This window comes from Gottfriedia endophytica (genome assembly GCF_017814275.1).
Lineage (GTDB): Bacteria > Bacillota > Bacilli > Bacillales > Bacillaceae_G > Gottfriedia > Gottfriedia endophytica.
This window is the reverse complement of sequence record NZ_JAGIYQ010000005.1, coordinates 123648-146851: the sequence shown is the minus strand read 5'-3', so window position 1 is coordinate 146851 and position 23204 is coordinate 123648. Positions and strand designations below refer to the sequence as shown.

The following is a 23204-nucleotide window of genomic DNA, read 5'->3' as shown; positions in this document are numbered from 1 at the left end:
ATACTTATGTCCCAGCCTCACTTTTCTTAAATTGTCTTGTAAGCCATTTTTCGAATAACTGTCTCGTGCTGTGGATAATCAGCTATCAGCTCATCTTGTGTAAATAATTCAAAGTCCTCAAAATCAAAGCCTGGTGCAACCATACAGCCTACTAAACTAAATGTATTTGCATCCTCTACGGACGAGCCAAATATAGTGTTTTTAGGTACTGCTATTTGAGGTACTTCTCCTGCCTCTACATTTAATCCAAGTTTCTTCGCCTCATATGTACCATCCGGGAAAATCATATGGACTGTTAACGGACTACCAGCATGATAATACCAAAGCTCGTCCGATTTCAAACGATGCAAATGCGATATATCCTGGGAACGTAGTAAGAAATAAATACTCGTATAAATCGGTCTTTGCACATCCCTTACAGCCATATCCTCAGATGCTCTAAACGAGGAAATATAATAACCTCCTTCGGGATGCTCTGCTAAATTCAATTTTTCAATAAAATATTGTTCTGAATACTTCATAAAAAATCACTCCTTTCGTCAATATTATCAAATAATAAAGGATGGATGCTACTGCTATTAGTACATCTTACTAATGATTAGAGAGATGTGCAAAAAGATAAAATCTAGATATATAAGTACACTCAAAACGAAAAAAATGAGCCGAACTCTCATAAATAATTGTGAAAAGGTAAAATTTTCGTTATAGGGAGTTTTCAAAAATTAAGCTTGATTAAAACAATCCCAAAACGTCTCTTTGTTGTGAATGTTATTATTTCTTCTGTGTATACGATTGCGATATTTTCGGCGATCTATGCATCAATGTTAGTTCCTAAAGATCTTTCTCAGGCTGCATTAATGTCATCAGGAATTATTAATGGTATTTCTACAATCTTATTAACTTTATTTATTGATCCTAAGGCATCTGTGTTAGCTGATAGAGTAATGAAAAAACAATGTGATTATATTTACTTAAAGAGTTACTCTTTGACGATGATTAGTTCGAAATTTTTGGGTACAATTTTGTCTCAGTTACTATTTATTCCAGCTGCATATTATGTTGCTTGGTTTGCAAAGTGGATTTAATAAGGCTTTGGGATACCAAAGGATATTTAAGCCACCTAATATATGTGGTTTTTGTATGCGGAGAGAAAAGAATGATAGATTTAGTAAAAACAGAGCATTTTAGTGAAGTGAAGATAGATAATAAAGGATTATTCAGTTTAAGAAAGAATATAGATACTTAAACTAAGAATAATTAATAGGGGAAAAGGCATGACCTTTGAACAAATTTTATATATTGTTGAAGTTGCAAAGCATAGGTCTTTATCTGTTGCAGCACAGAATCTCCATGTAACCCAATCCGGTATTAGCCAAGCTATTACCAACTTAGAAAAAGAATTAGGACTTAAAATTTTCTATCGATCTCGTGGACAAGGTGCTGTTCCGACCGATGAAGGTAAAATTATTCTGAAACAAGCCTACGAAGTGATTAGGAAGGTTGAAGAAATAAAAGAGACAGCTAACTCGTTTCTTTCAACAGAAGCTGAGGAACTAAAAATATCTTCATCTCCTGGATTGACGACATTTCTAGTAAAAGCAGTGTCTACTTTTAACCATGAGTTTCAAGATGTACATATGGAGTATGCCGAAAAAAATGTTTCAGCTGTCCTTGAAGATGTTCGCCAGCATAAGACTGATATTGGACTCATTACTTATTCATCTGATTGGAACATAAACTTGGAAGGAGTATCTTTTGAAGTACTATTTGAAGGGAAACAGAAGGTATATGTTTCTAAACATTCTCCATTAGCCAATCTTAGTTCCGTAACGCCGCAGGAACTTCTAAATCAAACTCTTGTTACGTACAAAGGTGAATTTATGCAGTATTTTATTAAAGAATTCTTTAACAAGTACAAGCCTTTAAGAATTCTATTTACATCAAATAATATTGAGGGAGTTCTCCAAGCTATTATTGAAAATTCGGCTATTACATTTTCTCCAGATTTCATTATGAAAAATTATCAACCTATTATAAAAGGTGATATTCTTCCAATTGATTTAGTAAATCATGAACCTGTAAATTTTTCTATTGGATTAGTGCTACCAGAGGATAAAAATTTATCGACTCTTGCTAAAAAGTATATTGATTATTTAAAATCCGAAACTATTACTTGTTAAAAAGAAAAAAGAGAAGCATCTCTTAGTTGTTATAAAAGATAAGCTTCTCTTTTTATGTACTTTTAATATTTTGTTAAATCTACAGCTTCTATTCCTTCAGCCTCACAATAGGCATGATATTTATTCAGTACCGATTCCCAATTATCTCTTGCAATAATTTCGTCATTCTCACCTAAATAGTCTAATGTTCCGTCAACGATATTAAACGTAATAACATCTTCATCCCCTAAACCTTCAGGTGTATGTTTGGATCCAGCAGGTTCACAAACTACATCACCGGCTTTAGAAACCCAATCATTCTCAATATATCTCCAAGTTCCTTGAATCGTATAAACGGTAACTGGTCCAGGATGAAAATGTGAAGGGAGTTGCATATTAGCTGGGACTTTTAACAAAGTAATAAATTGTCCTGTTACAGGGTTGGCTTTAATTAATTTCAATTTTGCCTCTCCAAAGTAAGGAAACCAAGGTAAATCTTCTGTACTTACATGATTTGCTTCAAATGCTGATACTGCTTTTGTATTGCTCATTAATATCCCCTCTTCCGAATTATATTTGACTATTCGCGGATGGTTAACATTTTAAACGAAAAATAATTAACTATTATGAATAATCCGACTAAATTATATCGATAATTAGTTCGTTCATAAAATTATTATTTTTTATTTGCAATTAAGTTTGAGTAATATAAAAGTTAGTTCTAAAGGGAGAGTAGGGATATCGTGATTTACATCAACCCAATTCTGTTTCAACGAAGACGATCTTTCCTTTATAGCAAAAGAATAAGAGGTTTTGGTGCTCTTCTTCATTTTGATATGTGTAACGAGTGAGATCCGAATAGCCCCCATGTGAAATATCATGGGCTGTTTTTGTAAGCTTGAAGATTTTTCCTCTGTACTTTATCTTTCGATCAATCGACGGTTGTTCAGTTAAGATTTGTTCTATTGTTCTAAAGTTCAACAACTTCACTCCTTTTTGTTTCAGCATTATTATAGTCATGAATGACAAGAAGAATAGACTTATTCTGCATTATCTAATCATTTATTTTTATTCAACTGAACTGTAAGGTAGCACAAAATCTAGAACTGTATTAAATAGGATTTGACATGAAATATTGAAATTTAAAAAGGAAAATCGCAAGTGATTATAGAAACCCTATAATATTGAAAAATAGGGGGAACTAGAATGCCAGATATTATGGATGGGAAAGACATTCTTCCAGGCCATAGGCAGGACGATCCGATCGCTGGGTTAATGTTTTACAACGGAGAAGGCGATGAGTGTGGAGGGCTTATTTTGGGAAGCAAAAAAGATGAAAATGGAAATTATGAATCAGGTGGAAGTATAACATTGGACCAATATAAACAAGACCAAGTTGTACAAATGCATTATACAGATGAAAATAGTCAAATGAATTACGGATTTTCAGTTTATGATAAACCAAATACACCGTTACCAGAATTATTGGATAAACATCATAAAATTATAAATTCCGAACTCTCCGAAGAAGAGAAGGGTAGAGAGTTAGAAAAAGTATGGGAAAGAAATACTCAACGTGCCTTTATGGGGAAAAATCCAAAAGGAGAAGTTACGATTCAACTATCTGATAGCAAAGGTAATCCCCGAATACGAATGGTAGTTGATGAAAATGATGTGCCGCGAATGGAATTTTTAGATGGAGAAGGGAATGTAACTTGTAAACTTTCACCAGAACTGTAATTTAACACGTAAAATTATAAAATTCGCAATATCAATCCCTTATAAATGTGATATTGCGAATTTTATGTTTGAATCTCTATCTATCCAAAAACCTCGATGGCTCCTACTAGAGTCATCAAAGTTTTCTAGGTGGAAAAATTAGGATCTCTAATTTTTTATTACCCTTTTAATGGTTGTCCATCAAAAGCTTTTATATCTAGTGGTGCAGTTAAAAATTGTTTTGCTTTGGCAACGAAAGACGTGAAATGCTCACTCGTATTGTGGTTAGCAACTGATTCTGCATTTTCCCACACCTCTACCATTGTATAGACATTTTCTTTTTCGATATCCTTATACAAATCATAAGATATATTTCCATTTTCTTTTCTTGAACCACTAATTAGCGGCTGAATCTCATTTAAAAATGTTTGTTGTTTTGTTGAATCTACATGAAATCTAGCATGGATAATAATCATGGTACGGTCTCCTATCACTTCTATTTATATCAATGAAAAGTTAATCAAACAAAATCATGAAACCCTGTGATTTTTTTTTATAATTACTTCCACTGAGCGATTTTATCAATTGGAAGGCGAACTGATTGGTGGCTACTGTAAGCTGCTTTTCCAATTGAAATTAACATAACTGGTACATAGCGATCCTTATCTAAACCAAATGCCTCTGCAATTTTGTCTTTTTCATATCCACCGATTGGACATGTATCGTATCCGTGAGCCCGAGCTGAAAGCATAAGTTGCATCGCTGCAAGTCCTCCATCAATTAAAACTACGTCTTTCATTTCTTCTCGAGTAACTGTTGAAAAATAAGCTGTAAGTTTCTCCATTTGACTTTCTTTTACGTCTAAAGGCATATATCCTAGTTCAACTGCTTTACCGTAAATTTCTTCACCATTTTCAAAATTATTCAAATCACCAAAAACAGCAATCATTGCTGCTGACGTTTCTACTTGACGTTGATTAAATTTAGCAAGTGGTGCAAGCTTTGCTTTTCCTTCAGCACTATCAATTACTAAGAAGCGCCATGGTTGCATATTTACAGAAGATGGTGCAAGAGTTGCTTCTGTAAGGATCTCTGTCATTTCTTCTTTACTAATTTTTACAGTAGGATCGTAAGCTCGAATAGAACGACGACCTGTTATAATTTCTGTAAAATCATTTGTTTTTTGTGTGTTAATCATAGTTGAAAACTCCTTCTTTCTGTCATCTAGAATTCTTTTATATTTTTTTGAATGCGATTTAACATATTTAGAAGTTCATCCCGTTCTCCTTCATTAAAATCCTTTAACACAGAAGCGGCAAAGCTCTCTTTTTCCTCTTGAAAGGTATGAATTTTATTCCGACCAGCATCTGTTAAACTAACAAGAGTTACCCGATTATCATTCGGACTTTTACGCCTTGTTATCATTTCGTTAACTTCAAGTTGCTTTAAATGCCGAGTAATTGCTGCATTGTCGATGTTGACTTCTTTTTGAAGTTCTTTTTGACTTATTTCATCTACTTGATAAAGTTGATGTAAAAGTTCAAGTCTAGACTGACTGATCCCCGTACAACCTTCAAATTTCGAACTGATGTCTTTATTGAGGAAATGTAGTTTATATAAAATAATCGCTTCCTTTGAACATGAATAGGTCAATTTATCCCTCCTTTTAGTCTTTTAAAACAAAATAGTTGATATATCAATTATTGATGTATCAACTATATTACAAAAACTTTAATTGGAAATCAATAATTTTGTTTCTATCTTAAATTAACAGACAGTTCTCGATAGTATATTTTACTCATTGGAATTATTACTTAACACATTCCTAATTCAACTAAATTTCCATATGGGGGTAGCACAACATCACGATCAACCTAAGGGTGCCAAGAAGGTATATGTGAGTTTTTTTAAAAAAATTTCTACGACTACATTAAAGATGTGCATAACAAATAAACCTATTAAATAGGTGTTTTAAAAAATATTATGCAACTTTGAAACTCTGTGACAAAGTATAATCATATACAACGTCTAAGATGTCAAAGACTGTTTTCTTTTCGTAACGGTGGGATTTTCGTCCGTTTTTCTCTAAAAGATAAAACAAACGTAAAAAAATTTTTAATAATTCATGGATGTCCTTTTGTAATCCTTCATAGACATGTGTCGTTGTAATTCTTCAGCAATCGGTTGAAGTTCATCAAGTATCGAAAGATTCATAAAGAAACGCCATCCTTTCTTATAATTCTACAGAAAGGATAACGTCTTTTTTGCTTTATGGGTAGTGTAAAACCTTAGTTTGATAGCGATGGGCTCATCGTATCAAAAATAGAAAATTGTGATTCTATCTAGGTAAATTAATTACAACAGAAAAGCTCTCATATGATAATGATATTTTCATATGTTTAGGGTATTGTTTTCTACATAAGGTAGCATCAAAAATATAAATTTACTGCACTAGATCTGGATAAAAGAGTAGTGTTGCAAAACCATAATTTGTAAATTACATTTAATTACGTGGTCGGAGAGTACGTTCAACAATTCCTAGTATAAAGCGACGAGAGAAAAATCTTGAGACTTGGGCCACTAAATAATTTTGGCAACCAGATATAATATGGCTACGCCCTTTCTCAAGTGCTCGTAGAGCGTTATTTACAACAGTGTTTGGGGATTGTCTAGAGCCAACGGAGGCTTCGCTCGAGCCAACAACATCAAAAAATGAGGTTTCTGTTGCACCTGGACAGAGCGCAAGGACTTTAAGCCCCCGTTTACGGTTTTCAGCCCAAAGCGCTTCACTAAAGGAGAGCACGAACGCTTTTGTTGCTCCATAAACAGCCATATAAGGATCGGGCTGAAAGGCGGCGGTGGAAGAAACATTAATTATCCCGCCATCCCGATTACGTAATAAATCAGGCATGAATGCATGTGTGATATCCACTAAAGCAGCTATATTAAGCATCACTTCCTCATGCTGCCGTTTTCCTGAGACTTGCTCAAAGTACCCATAGGTAGCAAAGCCTGCATTGTTAATTAAAAGATCAACCTTCAAATGCTGTTTTTGAACCTCATGCAGTAAAGCTTGTGACGCACCTGGTACGGAAAGATCCTGTGCAATTACTATTACCTTAACTTTGTGTGTAACTGAAAGCTCTGTAGCTAACGTCTTCAATTTCGCTTCATTACGTGCAACCAAAATGAGATTGCATTTTTTTGCTGCTAGTGAATAGGCAAACGCTTCACCAATACCAGATGATGCACCTGTGATGAGAGCCGTTTTGTTTGAATAAATAAACATAATAATTAACCTCCTTAGAAACAATATTTTAATTTGGTAACACTGTTACCGATGAGCAATAATCAACTGAAGTCCCTTGTTACAAGGACTTCAGTATGCTCAATATTCTATGATTGAAATGAGGATGTCTTAAATGAAGAAAGCGTCTTGTTTAATGTGAATTCATAGACCTCTTGAGCCATGCTTAAATTAGAAAAATGACCAGCAAACTGAAGATGTATGACTCCATGTAAAGCAGACCAAAGCATTCTGACAACCAGTAGCGGATCATTATCTTCAAATTCGCCTTGTTCAATAGCACGTATTATGGTTTGCTGGATTCGGGATAATGCAGTAATTGTGCCTTCAAGACTTTGTTCATCCGGCTTAAAATCAGATAACTCTCCGCCAAACATCATTTTGTAATAACCAGAATGATGTTGTGCAAATTGCCAATAAGCCCAGCTTATAGCAACCAAATCATCAAGGACTTTTTCTGTGACCGGTACTTGTTGAAAAGTTTCAGCTAATAGCCGACATCCATCCATGTACATTTCATTAACAAGACCATCTTTATTACCAAAAAGACTGTAAATAATTTTTGTTGAACAATTTAATTTCTGAGCGACTCGTCGTACTGTCACTGACTCAGGGCCTTCCTCTAAAAGAAGGAGACATGCGGCATCAATGACATTTTTACGAAGCAATTGTTGTTGCTCAAGCTTCACTTCTGAATAGCTTTTATAGGAATGCGATAACTTAGACATAATTCAATGCACTTCCTTAAAAAAATTTAAAAAATAAATCTTACATGCAATTACAGAAACGGTGTTTCCTATTGAAATCATTGTATCGAAGTGATAAATCTTTGTCAATTATTAAAATTTAAACTAATACAAAGCTATATACAGCGAGCACCCCTACTAAAATCAACTGAATCCATAATAACTGCTTCCAAAACAGTAATAAGTAATAGGAGTCACCATACATGTCCATCAAGCTAATTTTTTGAAGTACCTCCCAAACGAAATTTTTTCTCTCTACAGTTATTTATGTAAATTCAGCTCGTTTTTTTCGTTTTGGGGAACAATAAATTTCTTAACTTGATGGTGATGGGGAAGCACAAACATAATAAGAAAAAGAACTGCTTTTAGGCAGTCCATTCTTAAGTTAATTGTTATACTTAACCAATTTTTAATTTCTGTATTTTTATAATGTGAAAAATGAAAGAATCCCCCAAACTTTCCGTTGGAGGCTTCTTGTTTAAAGATTGTTATTTTGTTGTTTTATTTCTTCAGCTGCTAAAATAATATTTCCAGCTTCGATTGCTCGATGTTTGTCCACAGAATCACCTGGCTCTAAGTTGTTTAAGTTCGCAGTAATCGTCATTTGTTCTTTGCTAATGAGGTTTTTATCTTTTTTCATTAAAGTGACCTCCATTTTTTGTTGGAAAGAAAGTGGTAAATGTTCTTTTCTGATGTTAGTTTTCACGAATTTAAAATCTTCATTCAAATTTTTCAGTGTCTGCCTTCAGAAAAGTATAAGAGTTTGCGGTTTTGAACTAGACTTTTACGTTACGTTAAAGAGTAAAATAAATAAAAATAGTTATTATTATGTGGAGGAATCTACAATGGTTGATAATAATACAATAATGGAATCTGGTATTTGTATTGAATGTGGGGCAAAGGGAATAGATGGACTTTCCTGCTACGAAATGTTTCAATTCCCACTTGTTTGGGAGCATAACGACCCAAAATTATATGATTTACATTTTTGGCTTGTTTCATGTTATATGATTCAACACCCTTCAAACTATACCGAGGACGGATATAATCTTTTGATAAAATTATTCACTCATGCTTATGATAATAAGTGGGGTACTGATTACATTCTTAGGAAAAATAGGGAACTCGTTTTAAAAATCGGTAAAATAACCAATCCACTGCCAAACCATAAAAGAAAACGTATATATAGAAAATGGTCAATGACAATTGAGGACATTTATATTAACGGAGAGAAAAATGCAATAAATAACATCAGTAAATGGAGAGATATGATTAGAAAGGATTTACAAATTTAGATAAAGAAAATCCTTCTTATCAAAGACAGTTTAACAACTTTACTGTCTTTGCCAGGAAGGATTAGATCAAATTCAAAATGAAAAGTAGTCTTTTGCTTTTACTACAAAATTAGCTTGCTTTAACATCTTCTTCATCTTTCATGTTTTCTTTAAGTTTCCAATATACTGGTAAACCAATTAGAGCGATACCGATAGAAATTACTGCATCCATTGGAGAGTTCATTAAAGTACTAACAATAATGTAGATTGTACCGATAATTGCAATAATAGGAGTTATTGGATATAAAGGTACTTTATATAAAGATTTATCACCAATATCTCTTTTTCGAAGTTTGAAAACTGCAAAGAAAGCCAAACCATAACAGAGAAATACTGCGAAAACTGCAATATCAGTAAGACGGTCAGGATTTCCAAAAATCATCATTGCTACTGCAATAACAAGTTCAAGAATAGTAGCTGCTACAGGTGTTTTAAATTTAGGGTGAATACTTGATAGAGTTTTTGCTCCAGGAAGAAATCCTCTTTCCGCCATTGCAAGAGTAATTCTTGGGAAAGTAAGAATTTTTCCATTCAGGCATCCAAAGATTGAAATTAAAATGCCGATTGCAAGAATTTTTCCACCAATTCCACCAAATAATGAAGTAGCTGCTGTAGCTGCTGCATTAGGTCCTAGTTTAACGACTTGTTCGGCAGGTAATACATGAAACATTGCAATATTTACAGATAAATAAGCTATGATAACGATTACAATTCCAGAAATAATTGCCCTCGGAAGAGTTTTTGAAGGATTCTTCATTTCTCCCGCCATATAACCTACATTCATCCAGCCGTCGTAAGCCCATAGAGTTGCTAAAACAGCTGCACCCATACTTACAGTAGCGTGGGAACTTCCACTCGCTGCATTAAAAATTGCTTCTTTGCCTTGAAAGATACCAAATACTGCGATGAGAATAATAGGAATCAGTTTTCCAATTGTTGATATGGCTTGTATTAATCCGCCAAATTGTGTTCCTAGTAAATTCAAAGTTCCAAGTAGAATAATAGTTGAAATCCCAATTATAATTTTACTATTTTCAGAGAAACCAAAAAAGTTTGCCAGTAATGATCCAAAATATAAACCAAGTGCCCCCATAACAGCTGGTCCATAGATCAATGTTTGGACCCAACCGCATAAGAATCCCCACATTTTTCCGTAAACTTCTTCTAAATAAGCATATAGTCCACCTGTTTTTGGAATTTTTACACTTACTTCAGCAATGGTTAATCCACTTGCTAGTGTAATAATTCCACCAATAATCCAAGCTAAAAGAGCCATTGTAGAATTACCAGATGAAGACAACACGATTCCAGGTTTCATAAAGATCCCAGAACCAATAACAGTACCTATTACCAAAGATGTTGATACAAAAAAACCAATATTTTTCTTTAACTGTACTTCTTTGTCCATATTTCCCCATCTCCCCTTGTATAAATATTGGTTAAGAAGTTAAGAAAATTATACCATAATAATTTTATTGTAAAGATATTTAGAATTTTGTTAATATTTTTGGTTTTTGTAAATGTCCAGTGTTGAAAATTTAGGTATTTACAATGAAGATAAGAAATAATAAAATGGATTCATTCTTTAAGAAATTTATGAATCAACAGAGTAATTTTATAAGAATGACAAATTATGGGAAATGTTGAACTTTACTAATTAATGATTTATAGTATAAATAAATTAAATAACAGTACAGTATAACCTCATTAATATGGTATGAGGGTCTCTACCAGGAACCGTAAAATCCTGATTACGAAGAAAAAGATGTATTTATTACATTTTTCTTTGTAATCAGGATTTTTTTTTATTTTCAAAAATCGACTTATTTTAACAATTCAGATTCTTTTCGAGTGATCAGTTTCCAAGAGATTTATGAATGATTAATGAGTAAGGAGAAGAAAATGAGGAGAGGAATTTGTATTTCGTTTTATTCAGACAGTAAATTTTATCAATAAAACATTATTGTATCTAAAATGATTTATATAGATAAGTTTTTCTATTTTTGTGAAATGATTGTGGAGGGAATAATGATGAAAACAATTTATGTTAACGCTACTTTTTTTACTATGGATAAAGAGAATCATATCTTTGAAAACGGTATGATGGTTGTAGAAGATCAACTAATTTCTTATATTGGTGAACGATCTGATGAGCTAATGGTGGGTGCAGATCAAGTAGTGGATCTTGCTGGAAAATGGGTTATGCCTGGTCTTGTAAATACACATTCTCACATATTAATGACTCTTTTACGTGGCATCGGTGATGATATGCTGCTAAAACCTTGGCTTGAAACGAAAATCTGGCCAATTGAGAGTCAATATACTACGGAAATTGCTTCTGTAAGTGCACAACTTGGCATTTTAGAGATGGTAAAATCGGGAACAACTACATTCTCAGATATGTTTAATCCAAATGGAATTGATTCGAATGTTGTGATGGAGACGATTGGAGAAACAGGAATTCGTGGAGCATTTTCATACTCGATTTTTAGCTTCGGAACAGAAGAACAGCAGAAAGCGAATATAAAAGGTGCTGAGGAGTTCTCTAAAAAATACAAAATGTTTGCAGATGGCCGTCTAACAACTATGGTAGCACCTCATAGTCCTTATGCATGTACACCAGAAGCACTAATGGAATGTGTTCGAATTGCAAAGGAAAATGATTTAATGATGCACATCCATGTTTCAGAAACAGATTATGAAATCCAAGATATCCTAACACGTTATGGAAATCGACCTGTTGAACATCTTCGTAAATTAGGAGTATTTGATCAACCAACGGTAATGGCACATGGTGTTGTTCTTAACGATGAAGAGAGAGCAATTTTAAAACAATATGATGTACGAGTTGCCCACAATCCAATTAGTAATCTAAAGCTTGGTTCAGGTGTTGCGGATGTCGTTAGTCTATTAGATGCTGGAATTATAGTAGGGATTGCAACTGATAGTACAGCTTCTAATAACAACCTTGATATGTTCGAAGAGGTAAGAACTGCGGCATTACTACAAAAAGGAATGTATAAAGACGCTACTAAATTACCTGCACAAACAGCGTTAGCTTTAGCAACACGAGTTGGGGCTGAAGCAATTGGAATGGGACATACTGGTTCTCTTGAAGCAAACAAAAAAGCAGATTTTATTACAATTTATCCTTACGATAAAGAGCATCTACAACCAGTAAGTGCCGCATATTCACATTTATTGTATGCTGCACGCGGAAGTGATGTATGTGATGTATTTATTGATGGAAAGACAATTGTGAAAGACAGAAAATGCTTAACGATTGATGAAGAAAAAGTCATTGCAGAAGTTAATCGCCTTCAGAAATCACTTGTCTAAAAACTTCACAGATTTTAATGAAGTTATTTTCTAAAAATGATTAATTCTTATTGAATATAGTAAGAATCGAAAAATCCTGATTACAAAATGTATCTATCCATTTTGTAATCAGGATTTTTTCTATAAAGTAAATGTTACCCCTTTATTAATCTCTATTTTTTTAATTCCTCTAACGTTTTTCCATCTATAGAATAAGTCAAATCTAAATGCGAGTTTCATCCAATATTTCATTGTGGTGGTTTTTTAAAAATTTCAAGATAATTCGTAAAAAAGACGAAATCTTCATTTAAAGGAAGATAATGATCTTCATTTGGGTTAAGGATACATTCATTTTCTTGATGAAAGCACCTTTGATACAAAGTTAACAGCAAATCGAAAGAAGAAGGCTCTCCCAAACGGAGAGTCTTCTGTATGAGTGGTTATTTTCGATATTTCTCTGGAATAGTTAAGCCACTTCTTTCATCATCCCAAGCCACTGAACTAATTTTCCAACCATTAGGGGTGTGAATAAATTGTATGGTTTTCATGCCCAATGTAACAAAAGCCTCGCCAGATAACACTCCAGATTTTCGATATAGACTGAATCGATGAGCGATATTGCCGAAAATCTCTGTGATCTCGTACGTTTCTTCTTCCTTAAAGTCAATCAAATTTCCTTCTCCCAATAGCTTTTCACGAGGATCGATAAACTGCTGAAGATCGTAAATGGCAGGAGAGGAATCTGTATTTTTAATGATCACAGCTTCTGGAACAAATAATTCGTACAATACACGTACTTTAGGTTTAATTCCATTTTGATTGGTAAACGCATCAAAAAAGGTAGCTGTTAATTGATCTAGAATCATTTTTGTATCGAATGATTCATTATGGTTATTTATATGGTTTTCATTTTTATAATTCATTTGAATCCCCCCTATTTTCTTTATCATTCGACAGACAAAATATATTTTCCTTTAAACACACAAAATAGCCTTGAATTAAAAGAAGTATCTTATGAAAACTAAAAGATGGTTAAGAAGTCATCTTCATCAGTTATGGAGAGAAGGTTTTTGTTTGAAGTAAAATCAAAGTGTTTCTTAAAAAATGCTGCTAATATTAATTAAAATTTTGGTCAAAATAGCTTTAAAACATTTAGGTGGTTTTAAAGTATAGATGAAATATATGAAAAGATAGATCAGAGTCCACTCTTAAATCTGCATTCTATAAAGACATTTTAGAATATAAAAAATCGGGGTGTACTAAGTAACCCCGATTTTTTATTTACATATTCCGTTTATGCTAGTTGTTTTTCAGTTTCTTCAAACTGTTCCTCTGAAAGTATTTTTTCCATTTCGTCAAACATTTCTTCTATTTTTTGACTTTGATTTGAAGTTAGTAGACTAACTACGATAATAGCAATTAAGCTAAAAAAGAAGCCTGGTACCATTTCGTATAGATTAATGGTTTGCTTAATAATATCGACATTGATCCAAAGGATAACGGTTAGGGCTCCAACAATCATCCCCGCAAGCGCACCCCAACGAGTCATGCGTTTCCAGAACAAGCTTAATAGAATGGCTGGTCCGAATGCTGATCCGAATCCTGCCCAAGCGTTTCCAACAAGGTTTAGAATCGTGTCACTAGGTGTTAATGATAATAGAAGTGCAATGATCGCAACAATAAAGACTGCTAATCGACCAACTCGGACAAGCTCTTTCTCTGTTGCATTTCGTTTGCCAAAAACACGATATAAATCTTCAGTTAATGCACTTGATGTTACTAAAAGTTGAGAAGAAATTGTACTCATAATAGCTGCTAAAATTGCAGATAACAAGAAGCCTGTAATTAAAGGGTTAAATAACACCTTAGAGAAGTAGATAAAGATGGTTTCAGGATCCTTTAACGTTAAATGGTGTACTGAAATGTAGGCAATACCTGTTAGTCCTGTAAGCATTGCACCAACAATAGAGAAAATCATCCAACTCATTCCAATGCGGCGAGCAGGTTTTAATTCTTTTACACTTGAAATCGCCATAAAGCGAACAATGATATGAGGTTGTCCAAAATAACCTAATCCCCAAGCAAGTAAAGAAATAATTCCAATAACGGAAGTTCCAGTGAAGACATTTAATAGCTTAGGATTAATATGATGAATTTCGTTAAATGCAGGTGTAATACCTCCAATATTTGTAAAGGCAACGAGTGGAACTAAAATTAGAGCAATAAACATAATTAATCCTTGAACAAAGTCTGTTAAACTAACAGCCAAGAAGCCACCAAATAATGTATAAGCAATAACAACTCCTGCTGTAACAAATAGTCCAATTTTATAATCTACTCCGAATGCAGATTTGAATAATGTTCCTCCAGATACCATACCTGCAGAGCAATATAACGTAAAGAAAATAATAATAACAATGGCTGAAACGATCCTTAAAATTCTAGATGTATCTTGGAATCTTTTTTCAAAGAAATTTGGAATTGTAATTGAGTTGTCTGCAACTTCTGTAAAAACACGAAGCCTAGGTGCTAAAAGTAAGTAGTTTAAATACGCCCCAATCGAGAGCCCAACTGCAAGCCAGACAGAAGAGACCCCTGTCGAATACATCGCTCCAGGTAAGCCCATCAGCATCCATCCACTCATATCTGCTGCACCAGCAGAAAGTGCAGTAACAGCTGGACCAAGTCCACGGTCTCCAAGCATGTAATCAGATAAACTATCAGTAGACTTTTTATAAGCGTATACACCGATAGCTAACATAAAAATAAAATAAATTGAGATTGAAATAAGTACTTGTGTCTCCAAGTTAATCCCCCCATTTTTTATAACTTTTTATTTGATTTTTTTTTGCAAAAAAAGTGCTAGTATGATTAGTTCGATGATTGAGATCAATCTTTAATGGTTCATAATCTGAATTTACAGAAAACCCTTGGCATAGCTGTTTAGCAAAACCAAGGGCTTAAACTTATAAGTTAGAAATCTACTCAAATTAACTTGAACAGCGGTGTGAAGTTAATCTGCCTTATTTATGCAGGTTTATTTGTTTTGTTTTCCGGACTGCTACTTTGATTTAATCGGCTGTGTTTATAACCGTAAGTAAAGTAAACCACTAAACCGATTACTAACCAAACAAGGAATCCTTCCCAAGTAAACGCTGAAAGTTGAAGCATTAAATATACACAAAATATTACCGCTAATACTGGAATAACTGGAACCCAAGGAGTTTTGAAACCTCGTTTAATATCTGGGCGAGTTTTTCTTAATACTAAAATACCTAGTGATACAGATGAGAAAGCAAATAATGTACCGATATTTGTTAATTCAGCTAATTTATTTAATGGAATTAATCCAGCAAATACTGCAACTAGTCCACCTGTTACCCATGTACTGAAAGTTGGAACTTGAGTTTTTGCATTAACCTTAGATAGTTTTTTTGGAAGAAGTCCATCTCGACTAATCGAGTAGAATAAGCGAGTTTGTCCAAACATCATTACGATTAATACAGTTGTAATACCAATGATTGCCCCAAGTGAGATAAATCCAGCTGCCCAATCTTGGTGGATAAAACTTAAAGCAAATGCAACAGGGTCTTTAACACCAAGTTTGTTGAATGGTACGATCCCAGTCAGAATTAGTGAAACGACAATATATAGGATTGTACAAATTGTTAATGCTGAAATCAGACCGATTGGTAAATTTCGTTGAGGATTTTTTACTTCCTCAGCAGCAGTTGATACAGCATCAAAACCAAAGTAAGCAAATACTACAACTGCAGCTCCAGATGCTACACCTGAGAATCCCATTGGCATAAATGGTGTCCAGTTTGATGGCTTAACATATCCAACGCCAATTGCGATGAAAAGAAGTACAACAGCTAGTTTAACAATTACCATTACTGTGTTTAGCTTTGCTGATTCTTTTACACCTCTAGTTAGGATGAATGTAACGACTAAAACAATTAATACGGCTGGTAAATCGATAAATGTACCTTTTGAAGGATCAAATGCACTAGTTAATGCAGTTGGAAAATGTATCCCAAATCCTGCTAATAAACTTTGGAAGTAACCAGACCATCCACTCGCTACTGCGGAAGAAGCTAGTCCATATTCTAGTACCATATCCCAACCTAATATCCAAGCAATGATTTCTCCAAAAGCAACATAGCTATAAGTGTATGCACTACCAGCTTCTGGGATCATTGAAGCGAATTCTGAGTAACATAATGCAGCGAATGTACAAGCTAATCCCGCAATAATAAACGATAAAACAAGTGCCGGACCAGCGTAATCTGCTGCAGCAACACCGGTAAGAACGAAAATCCCCGTACCAATAATTGCTCCAATTCCTAACATTGTTAGGTCAAATGCACCTAAAACTTTATTAAGCGAACTGGTTGAACCCCCAGTGACTGATTTTTTTCGAAATAAATTCATAAATACCACCTCTGAAATATTCTCATTGTAGATAATTTCATGTTTTTGTATAAAAAAGTGAAAATTCTGACAATTAATTGCGTTAATCGTTATTGATTAAGTGGTTTTATGTTATCACACGTTTTAGAATTATTCAAATAATTTTCGACATTTTTTTTAAAAAGGTAAATATTTCATAATATTAGTAAAAAACTAGATGAATACTATGAAAAATAGCATAGTTAGATACAAAAAATCCTTCCTGAGATAGACAGTATTACTATTTTACTGTGTAAATGCAGGAAGGATAATGTCGAATAATAAATCTATTCCACGCCCGAAAAGACTATGGTTGGAAAGTAACAGAATAATAGGATTAATATCTACAAGAATTAGCTAGCTTTAACCTCTTGGTCACTTTTAATTTTCCCCTTAAGTTTCCAATATATAGGTAGACCAATTAATGCAATACCTACTGAAATTAGAGCATCAACGGGAGCATTAATTAATGTGCTTCCAATAATGTAGATTGTACCGATTATAGCAATAATAGGAGTTAGTGGATATAACGGTACTTTATATAAAGAGCTTTGACCCTTTTCTTTTCTTCGAAGCAAGAATACTGCATTAAAAGCTAATCCATAAAATAAAAATACAGCAACCATTGCAATGTCAGAAAGGCGGTCAGGATTCCAAAAGATCATCATTATTATGGCAAGTAAGATTTGAAGAATAGTAGATGCTACAGGTGTCTTAAATTTTGGGTGAATACTAGATAGAATCTTTGCACCAGGTAGAAAACCTCTTTCAGCCATAGCAAAAGTAACTCTTGGGAAAGTAAGAAGCTTTCCATTTAAGCATCCAAAGATTGAAATTAATATTCCGATTGCAAGAATTTTCCCACCAAATGCACCAAATAGTGAAGAAGCTGCTGTAGCTGCTGCATTAGGACCCAATTTAACAATTTCTTTTGCAGGCAATACATGAAACATTGCAATATTGACAGATAAATAAGCGATCATAACAATTACAATTCCAGAAATGATGGCTCTTGGAAGAGTTTTTGAAGGATTTTTCATTTCTCCTGCCATAAAACCTACATTCATCCAGCCATCGTAAGCAAAGAGCGTTGCTAAAACTGCAGCCCCCATGCTTAATGTAGCTTGTGAACTTCCGCTCGCTGCATTAAAAACTGAGACATCACCTTTAAAGATACCAAAAACTGCGATGAGAATAATAGGAATCAGTTTTCCAATTGTTGTTATAGTTTGAATGAATCCTCCGAATTGTGTTCCTAGTAAATTCAAAATTCCAAGTAGGATAATAGTGATTACCCCAATCATCAGTTTACTGCTTTGAGGAAAACCAAAAAAATTGGACACTAATGACCCAAAATATAAACTAAGTGCCCCCATGATAGCTGGTCCATAAACAAGTGTTTGAACCCAACCGCATATGAATCCCCATATTTTACCGTAAACTTCTTCTAAATAAACATAAAGTCCGCCTGTTTTTGGAATTTTTACGCTTACTTCAGCAATGGTTAAACCACTTGCTAGCGTAATAATTCCACCGATAAACCAGGCTAGGAGAGCCATAGTAGAATTAGCTGTTGATGATAGCACTATACCAGGTTTCATAAAAATCCCAGAACCAATAACAGTTCCGATAACCAAAGAAGTTGAAACGAAAAAGCCAATATTTTTCTTTAAATGTGATTCTTTGTCCATGATGATGGTCATCTCCTTAAAAAATGGTTAAAAATTAGAAAAATTATAACATAATTTATTTTGGTGTAACAATATTTAGAATTTTGTTAAAATTTTTTAATTTTTGTAAAAGTGTGTTTGAACTATGTTGAAAATTGATGTATTAACGTTGGGGAATTATTTTTGAATAATAATTTAGGGAGTTTATTTTAGTTTTTATTTTTTGTTTAAAGGCTTATTTAAGAGGATGCAGATTAGTTGGAAAAGTTATGCTATAATAAATTATTAAACTATTAGTATTGAAAGAAATTAGACAGCTAAGAAATACAAAGGGGAGAATGAGATTTTAAGATGAAATGGTTAATCATGTTTGGACCTGTATTTGAAATCGTTATTTACGCATTTTTTTCACGGTATTGGTCAGAAGATTATAAAGAACTAAAACCTATAATTGTTGTTCAGATAGTGCTTTATACGTTTCTTATCACCCCTTTATTACTTTGGGGATATTATTTAAAGCATTGATATTTTCTAAAAATATAAGGCTGCTTTCGAATCCATTGTAGCTATTTTAGAATACGTTAGTTGATTACAACTCCATGATGCGCGCTTTCCGTGGGGCGTGAGCTGAGCCTCCTCGTCGCATACGCTCCTGCGGGGTCTCAGCCTTCCCGCTATTCCCACAGGAGTCTCGAACCTTCCATTGTAATCAACTTCTGTCTTTAAAATTAATAATCTCAAAGCAATAATCTTTAAGAAAAGAAGCAAATATAAAAAAGGTTAATAGGAAAATGGGGCCGTTTCAACGGTCCTATTTTTTTTGAACCTCTAAATCATTTTCAAAGGATTAAATAATATAGTGTAGAAAAGATTAGTAAATACAACGGGGAAATTGTAGAGGAAATATGAAATTTCAAATACACAATAATGTTTCAAATCTAAATCTGAATGACATTAAGGAAGTCTATCATTCTGTTGGCTGGACTAAGCATACAAATGAGATTATTAAACAAATTTTCGAATCAAGTAATGTCATTGCAATTGTAACAGTTGATGATCGGGTAGTCGGTATTGGTCGAGCAATGTCAGATGGTGTTTTTAACGCTGCTATTTATGATGTTGTTGTTCACAATGATTATCAAAAGCAAGGAATCGGAAAAAGAATAATGGAATATTTACTAGAGAAACTGAAAAATGTTTCATGCATTCATCTAATTTCTACAACAGGAAATGAAGAATTTTACCGAAAATTTGGATTAAAAAAAACTAAAACAGGAATGGCAAGGTATTTAAATCCAGTATTAACTGAGGAATATCTAGATTGAATTTTAAAAGGAGTCCTTGTGAGAAAATATAAAATCACTGAACTTTTTTGTTTCAAAAAGTAAAGGACTCTTTGAATTATGAATAGAATATCTAGATAGAGGATTTGCATTCAAAGTAGAGTTAAATGTTATTTTGGAATAGTACATGGAGCTGGTGTTATATGGAAAATATTTTAAAAGTTGAAAGTTTGTATAGTGATTCGAGAAGACTTTTTATGGGAGAGTCTAATGCCGATAAAATAGTATTTAAAGTGGAAAGGCCGAGTTGCTCTTTTTTATTAAACGGATTGGAGTAGAAAAATGATGAACACAATTCTTAGCAAAGAAGAAAAAAATATAAAAACGTTAGAAAAGTTTCTTTTGAGTGTATTAATTATTTTTGTGATTTTAATTGTCATAATAATTAGTGGTTTGGCTAATAGGAGTTCAGGAAAGAATTTTGAGAGGACCGCAGGAGGATATTACTATTCAGTAAATGTAGAGCAACAACCATTTAAATGGAAAATTGGACATAATGATTCAGTTGCATATTTTAAAGAAAATAATAATAATGGTACGAGTTTAGACAGATTTAGAAGAGATGTTAATCAGATAAGCTTGCAAAAAGTCAAACTAATTTCAAGTCTTCTTTATTTACTTATCATTGTCGGCAGTTTCCTATTCTTAAAGAAAAAGAAAGTAAGAATTCCAAAGGGAGCTTTAATATTTATTATTTTACTAGGAGGATTTGCTTTCTTTAAAAGTATTGTGACTTTTGTTGACTTGGATTCATCAATAAATTCAGCAAAATACTATTATTTACTTTTAACAAAATAAAATGAATTTATATTTTAACTTGATCTAGCATAAATAGCCTCTGAAGACTTTTAAAGCATTCACTGATGAATTACTATAAGGAGGTTTTGGAATGATAATGAACAAAAAAGGAACTGTTATCACGATTATATTAATAATATTCATTTGTTATTTTTATTACAGATCAAATTCACAAATATATGGAAATGATAAGAAGTCCATTATAAAAGTGATTCAATCAATTGATTCATATAAAAATAAAGAGTTAATCGAAGTATTAAAAATTGTAGATATAAAGAATGATAGATTTGTTGCTTTTCTATATAATAATAGACCTGCTTATATTCAATTTGTAAAAAACGAACAAGGTAATTATAGATGGACAAATGCTGAAAATGGCTCAGGTGAATCATTAGGACTATTCCATATTTTATTAGAAAATCATATAGATTCTAAATATAGAATATTACTCATTACTAATCAAGAAAATAATATTGCCAAAATCATTATAAAGGTTAATAGCCAAAAAATAGTAAAAGAAATCAGTATAGGTCAAAAATATGTTTCAATGATCAATATTCCTAAATCGAAAGACAATAGCTATAGTTTTGAATATATGTATTTTGATAAAGATGGTAGACCAATTATTCAGGAGTAATTGTTTGAAAGCTAATCACAAGAAATAGTTAGTCTTGATGATAGGGAATGTCCAACTGAAATATTTTGGTTAGAAGATAAAGTCATAAACCATATACAATAAATTTTGAAGGGGATCTTTGTAGAAAAAAACTGTACCTAAAACGATGGAAATAAGTATTGTAAATGGTAAACAACCAACTAACAAACAACCTGAGCAACCATCTAAAACTTCTGTCTCCGTGAGTGGCTTTTTTTCATCGTTATTTTTATTCATATTAATTCTCCAGTTCCAAAAGATTAGTAAGTTTTTATCTTTCATTACTTTTTCATGAATGTTTCGCACGTATCCTCCACAAGGTCGATGAAATTAAAATGATAATACCGATAATAGTCCCAATTAATTGATCAATGTAAATCTCGCTTGTTTTGATATACTTTAGCAGCAGTGTACCACCGAATATAATAATAAGTGTTAGAGCGAATTGAATAAGGTAGGTATTAATCTTCATTGTTTTCCTCCGTTTGATATCTTTAAAGTGATATATATTCGCTATAATAGTTAATACTCCTTGTAAAGGAGTATGTTTCATTGATAAAAAAACAAAAAAGTAAAAGAATTAGCGTTTTCTCATTTTTACGATAAAGAAAGTTGGAATAGCAATATAGTTTATTAAGTATTTGTAGAATTTTAAGATGTTATCTAAGTAAGATATTGTTTGTTAATTCATATTTCTTTGAAAGCTACCTGGATAGGTGGTTTTTGTTTGGAAAAGTAAGAAAGGGGAGTTGGATTGAAGTAGGTAAGAATGGTGACAGAGTAGAAGTTAATATGGATTAATTTATTAATTGGAGGTTTATCCGTGGAGATTATTGCTTTGGTGTTAATAAAATGCTTTTCATGATTTTCCTTTTGCATACTAATGCTGTATGTTATATTACTTTAAACCATTTTCTTTACTTAATTATATCCTATATTCTTCTGTGAATAGCGGGGGATTGTATTTAATAAAAATAAAAATAGACTCTGATATAGAGTCTATTTTTAATCAATTATGCTTTACGAACATTAGTCGCTTGTGGACCACGTTGGCCTTGTTCAACTTCAAATGTAACTGCTTGGCCTTCATCTAAAGATTTGAATCCTTCACTTTGAATAGCTGAAAAGTGAACGAATACATCCTCGCCATTGTCACGTTCGATGAATCCAAAACCTTTTTCTGCATTAAACCATTTAACTTTACCTTGTTCCATTATTATTACCTCCTAGAGTGGTTTACACACTCACTAATAGTATCACTTTAACAGTAAACGTAAAGATAATCAAGTTTTCGAAAGTAATCAATTTAATTGAATAAAAGAGCATCTTAGTATTTGCTTATAATTTCTATACAATATCAGACTGTTATGATATTGTTTATTACTTAAAGCATATCTAAAAAACAAGTGAAATGGAAAAGCTAACCAAGGGCAGGTAGCTCGAAATAGAATTATAAAGGTAGGATAATATGAGTAAAGCTAAGGGTAAAGGCGGAACAGGTAGAGGAACAGATAAAAAGGGCTGGAATCGTTGGCAAGCAAAAGCCAAAAAAGCTAAGAATGCGAAACCTTATGTAAGCAAAGGTTCTAAAAAAAAGGATGATTCAAAGAACACAAATTAAAGTTAAGATCCTAAATAAAAAATACTGAGAAACGGAATATATCCAATTACTTAATGAACTAAATCATACGCTCGTTTAAGTT

At 32.9% G+C, this 23204-nt stretch carries 27 protein-coding genes, 1 pseudogene and 1 riboswitch; of the genes and pseudogenes, 10 read left to right on the top strand and 18 right to left on the bottom strand.

Translation table 11 applies throughout. The features are described 5' to 3' along the window. Window positions 1-26: 26 nt before the first annotated feature. A complete protein-coding gene (locus tag J5Y03_RS09150) occupies window positions 27-521 on the bottom strand; it encodes a cupin domain-containing protein (RefSeq protein ID WP_209404825.1) in 495 nt (164 codons plus the stop codon). A gap of 207 nt (window positions 522-728) precedes the next feature. Here J5Y03_RS09150 and J5Y03_RS09145 point away from each other — a divergent pair, with 207 nt between their 5' ends. Further along, on the top strand, window positions 729-1085 hold the full coding sequence (locus J5Y03_RS09145; RefSeq protein ID WP_322099568.1) for a lipid II flippase family protein: 357 nt from the start codon (window positions 729-731) through the stop codon (window positions 1083-1085). Between the two features lie 189 nt (window positions 1086-1274). Beyond that, window positions 1275-2180: a LysR family transcriptional regulator gene (locus J5Y03_RS09140; protein ID WP_209404823.1), complete on the top strand. Its 906-nt coding sequence runs from the start codon at window positions 1275-1277 to the stop codon at window positions 2178-2180. Between the two features lie 62 nt (window positions 2181-2242). On the opposite strand, the gene J5Y03_RS09135 is transcribed toward J5Y03_RS09140, so the two are convergent. After that, complete coding sequence (locus J5Y03_RS09135; RefSeq protein WP_209404820.1) at window positions 2243-2710, bottom strand: 2,4'-dihydroxyacetophenone dioxygenase family protein; 468 nt, start codon at window positions 2708-2710, stop codon at window positions 2243-2245. Between the two features lie 202 nt (window positions 2711-2912). Continuing rightward, window positions 2913-3140: a hypothetical protein gene (locus tag J5Y03_RS09130; RefSeq protein ID WP_209404818.1), complete on the bottom strand. Its 228-nt coding sequence runs from the start codon at window positions 3138-3140 to the stop codon at window positions 2913-2915. A gap of 225 nt (window positions 3141-3365) precedes the next feature. On the opposite strand from J5Y03_RS09130, the gene J5Y03_RS09125 reads away from it, so the two are divergent. Beyond that, window positions 3366-3899, top strand: coding sequence for a hypothetical protein (locus J5Y03_RS09125; RefSeq protein WP_209404816.1), 534 nt, complete (start codon window positions 3366-3368; stop codon window positions 3897-3899). Window positions 3900-4057: 158 nt separating this feature from the next. On the opposite strand, the gene J5Y03_RS09120 is transcribed toward J5Y03_RS09125, so the two are convergent. The 7 genes and pseudogenes from J5Y03_RS09120 to J5Y03_RS09090 form a co-directional block, all read right to left on the bottom strand. Then, window positions 4058-4354, bottom strand: coding sequence for a putative quinol monooxygenase (locus tag J5Y03_RS09120; RefSeq protein WP_209404814.1), 297 nt, complete (start codon window positions 4352-4354; stop codon window positions 4058-4060). A gap of 83 nt (window positions 4355-4437) precedes the next feature. Beyond that, on the bottom strand, window positions 4438-5076 hold the full coding sequence (locus J5Y03_RS09115; protein WP_209404812.1) for a nitroreductase family protein: 639 nt from the start codon (window positions 5074-5076) through the stop codon (window positions 4438-4440). Between the two features lie 26 nt (window positions 5077-5102). Further along, window positions 5103-5531, bottom strand: a complete 429-nt coding sequence (locus J5Y03_RS09110) for a MarR family winged helix-turn-helix transcriptional regulator (protein ID WP_209404810.1) — start codon at window positions 5529-5531, stop codon at window positions 5103-5105. 328 nt (window positions 5532-5859) lie between these two features. Further along, window positions 5860-6033: pseudogene (locus tag J5Y03_RS09105) on the bottom strand (IS4 family transposase); the annotation flags it as partial. 348 nt (window positions 6034-6381) lie between these two features. Next, window positions 6382-7167, bottom strand: a complete 786-nt coding sequence (locus J5Y03_RS09100) for an SDR family NAD(P)-dependent oxidoreductase (protein ID WP_209404808.1) — start codon at window positions 7165-7167, stop codon at window positions 6382-6384. A gap of 107 nt (window positions 7168-7274) precedes the next feature. Continuing rightward, window positions 7275-7913, bottom strand: coding sequence for a TetR/AcrR family transcriptional regulator (locus J5Y03_RS09095; protein ID WP_209404806.1), 639 nt, complete (start codon window positions 7911-7913; stop codon window positions 7275-7277). A 496-nt stretch (window positions 7914-8409) separates the two neighbouring features. Continuing rightward, window positions 8410-8637 carry a hypothetical protein gene (locus J5Y03_RS09090; protein ID WP_209405311.1) on the bottom strand — a complete coding sequence of 76 codons (228 nt, stop codon included), beginning with the start codon at window positions 8635-8637 and terminating at the stop codon, window positions 8410-8412. A 139-nt stretch (window positions 8638-8776) separates the two neighbouring features. Between J5Y03_RS09090 and J5Y03_RS09085 the strand changes: the two genes are divergently transcribed. Continuing rightward, the gene (locus J5Y03_RS09085; protein ID WP_209404804.1) at window positions 8777-9226 is read left to right on the top strand and encodes a DUF5946 family protein; all 450 of its coding nucleotides are present in this window, start codon (window positions 8777-8779) and stop codon (window positions 9224-9226) included. A 109-nt stretch (window positions 9227-9335) separates the two neighbouring features. Here the strand turns inward: J5Y03_RS09085 and J5Y03_RS09080 are convergent, their stop codons facing one another. After that, on the bottom strand, window positions 9336-10673 hold the full coding sequence (locus J5Y03_RS09080) for an APC family permease (RefSeq protein ID WP_209404802.1): 1338 nt from the start codon (window positions 10671-10673) through the stop codon (window positions 9336-9338). A gap of 266 nt (window positions 10674-10939) precedes the next feature. Continuing rightward, a riboswitch (purine riboswitch) is annotated at window positions 10940-11038 on the top strand. Between the two features lie 258 nt (window positions 11039-11296). Here J5Y03_RS09080 and J5Y03_RS09075 point away from each other — a divergent pair. After that, a complete protein-coding gene (locus J5Y03_RS09075) occupies window positions 11297-12604 on the top strand; it encodes an amidohydrolase family protein (RefSeq protein ID WP_245208835.1) in 1308 nt (435 codons plus the stop codon). A gap of 419 nt (window positions 12605-13023) precedes the next feature. Here J5Y03_RS09075 and J5Y03_RS09070 read toward each other — a convergent pair whose 3' ends face one another. The 4 genes from J5Y03_RS09070 to J5Y03_RS09055 form a co-directional block, all read right to left on the bottom strand. Beyond that, the gene (locus J5Y03_RS09070; RefSeq protein WP_245208834.1) at window positions 13024-13506 is read right to left on the bottom strand and encodes a hypothetical protein; all 483 of its coding nucleotides are present in this window, start codon (window positions 13504-13506) and stop codon (window positions 13024-13026) included. A 371-nt stretch (window positions 13507-13877) separates the two neighbouring features. Continuing rightward, entirely contained in the window at window positions 13878-15389 is a 1512-nt protein-coding gene (gene putP, locus J5Y03_RS09065) for a sodium/proline symporter PutP (RefSeq protein WP_209404798.1), read from the bottom strand. Between the two features lie 221 nt (window positions 15390-15610). Beyond that, entirely contained in the window at window positions 15611-17017 is a 1407-nt protein-coding gene (locus tag J5Y03_RS09060; RefSeq protein ID WP_209404796.1) for an amino acid permease, read from the bottom strand. A gap of 371 nt (window positions 17018-17388) precedes the next feature. After that, window positions 17389-18726, bottom strand: coding sequence for an APC family permease (locus tag J5Y03_RS09055; protein WP_245208833.1), 1338 nt, complete (start codon window positions 18724-18726; stop codon window positions 17389-17391). 330 nt (window positions 18727-19056) lie between these two features. Here J5Y03_RS09055 and J5Y03_RS09050 point away from each other — a divergent pair, with 330 nt between their 5' ends. The 4 genes from J5Y03_RS09050 (at window position 19057) to J5Y03_RS09035 (ending at window position 21483) form a co-directional block, all read left to right on the top strand. Continuing rightward, window positions 19057-19230 (top strand): hypothetical protein, encoded by a 174-nt coding sequence (locus J5Y03_RS09050; RefSeq protein WP_209404794.1) that lies wholly within the window; start codon window positions 19057-19059, stop codon window positions 19228-19230. A gap of 380 nt (window positions 19231-19610) precedes the next feature. Next, entirely contained in the window at window positions 19611-20030 is a 420-nt protein-coding gene (locus J5Y03_RS09045; RefSeq protein WP_209404792.1) for a GNAT family N-acetyltransferase, read from the top strand. A 300-nt stretch (window positions 20031-20330) separates the two neighbouring features. Continuing rightward, window positions 20331-20846: a hypothetical protein gene (locus J5Y03_RS09040; RefSeq protein ID WP_209404790.1), complete on the top strand. Its 516-nt coding sequence runs from the start codon at window positions 20331-20333 to the stop codon at window positions 20844-20846. Window positions 20847-20937: 91 nt separating this feature from the next. Beyond that, complete coding sequence (locus J5Y03_RS09035) at window positions 20938-21483, top strand: hypothetical protein (protein ID WP_209404788.1); 546 nt, start codon at window positions 20938-20940, stop codon at window positions 21481-21483. 69 nt (window positions 21484-21552) lie between these two features. Here the strand turns inward: J5Y03_RS09035 and J5Y03_RS09030 are convergent, their stop codons facing one another. From J5Y03_RS09030 to J5Y03_RS09020, 3 genes are all read right to left on the bottom strand, one after another. Further along, a complete protein-coding gene (locus tag J5Y03_RS09030; RefSeq protein ID WP_209404787.1) occupies window positions 21553-21807 on the bottom strand; it encodes a hypothetical protein in 255 nt (84 codons plus the stop codon). Then, complete coding sequence (locus J5Y03_RS09025) at window positions 21791-21973, bottom strand: hypothetical protein (RefSeq protein ID WP_209404784.1); 183 nt, start codon at window positions 21971-21973, stop codon at window positions 21791-21793. Before J5Y03_RS09025 ends, J5Y03_RS09030 begins: the two co-directional genes overlap by 17 nt. A 541-nt stretch (window positions 21974-22514) precedes the next feature. Next, window positions 22515-22715, bottom strand: coding sequence for a cold-shock protein (locus J5Y03_RS09020; protein WP_209404781.1), 201 nt, complete (start codon window positions 22713-22715; stop codon window positions 22515-22517). 254 nt (window positions 22716-22969) lie between these two features. On the opposite strand from J5Y03_RS09020, the gene J5Y03_RS09015 reads away from it, so the two are divergent. Continuing rightward, on the top strand, window positions 22970-23122 hold the full coding sequence (locus J5Y03_RS09015; RefSeq protein WP_209404778.1) for a DUF3934 family protein: 153 nt from the start codon (window positions 22970-22972) through the stop codon (window positions 23120-23122). The last annotated feature ends 82 nt before the right edge of the window (window positions 23123-23204 follow it).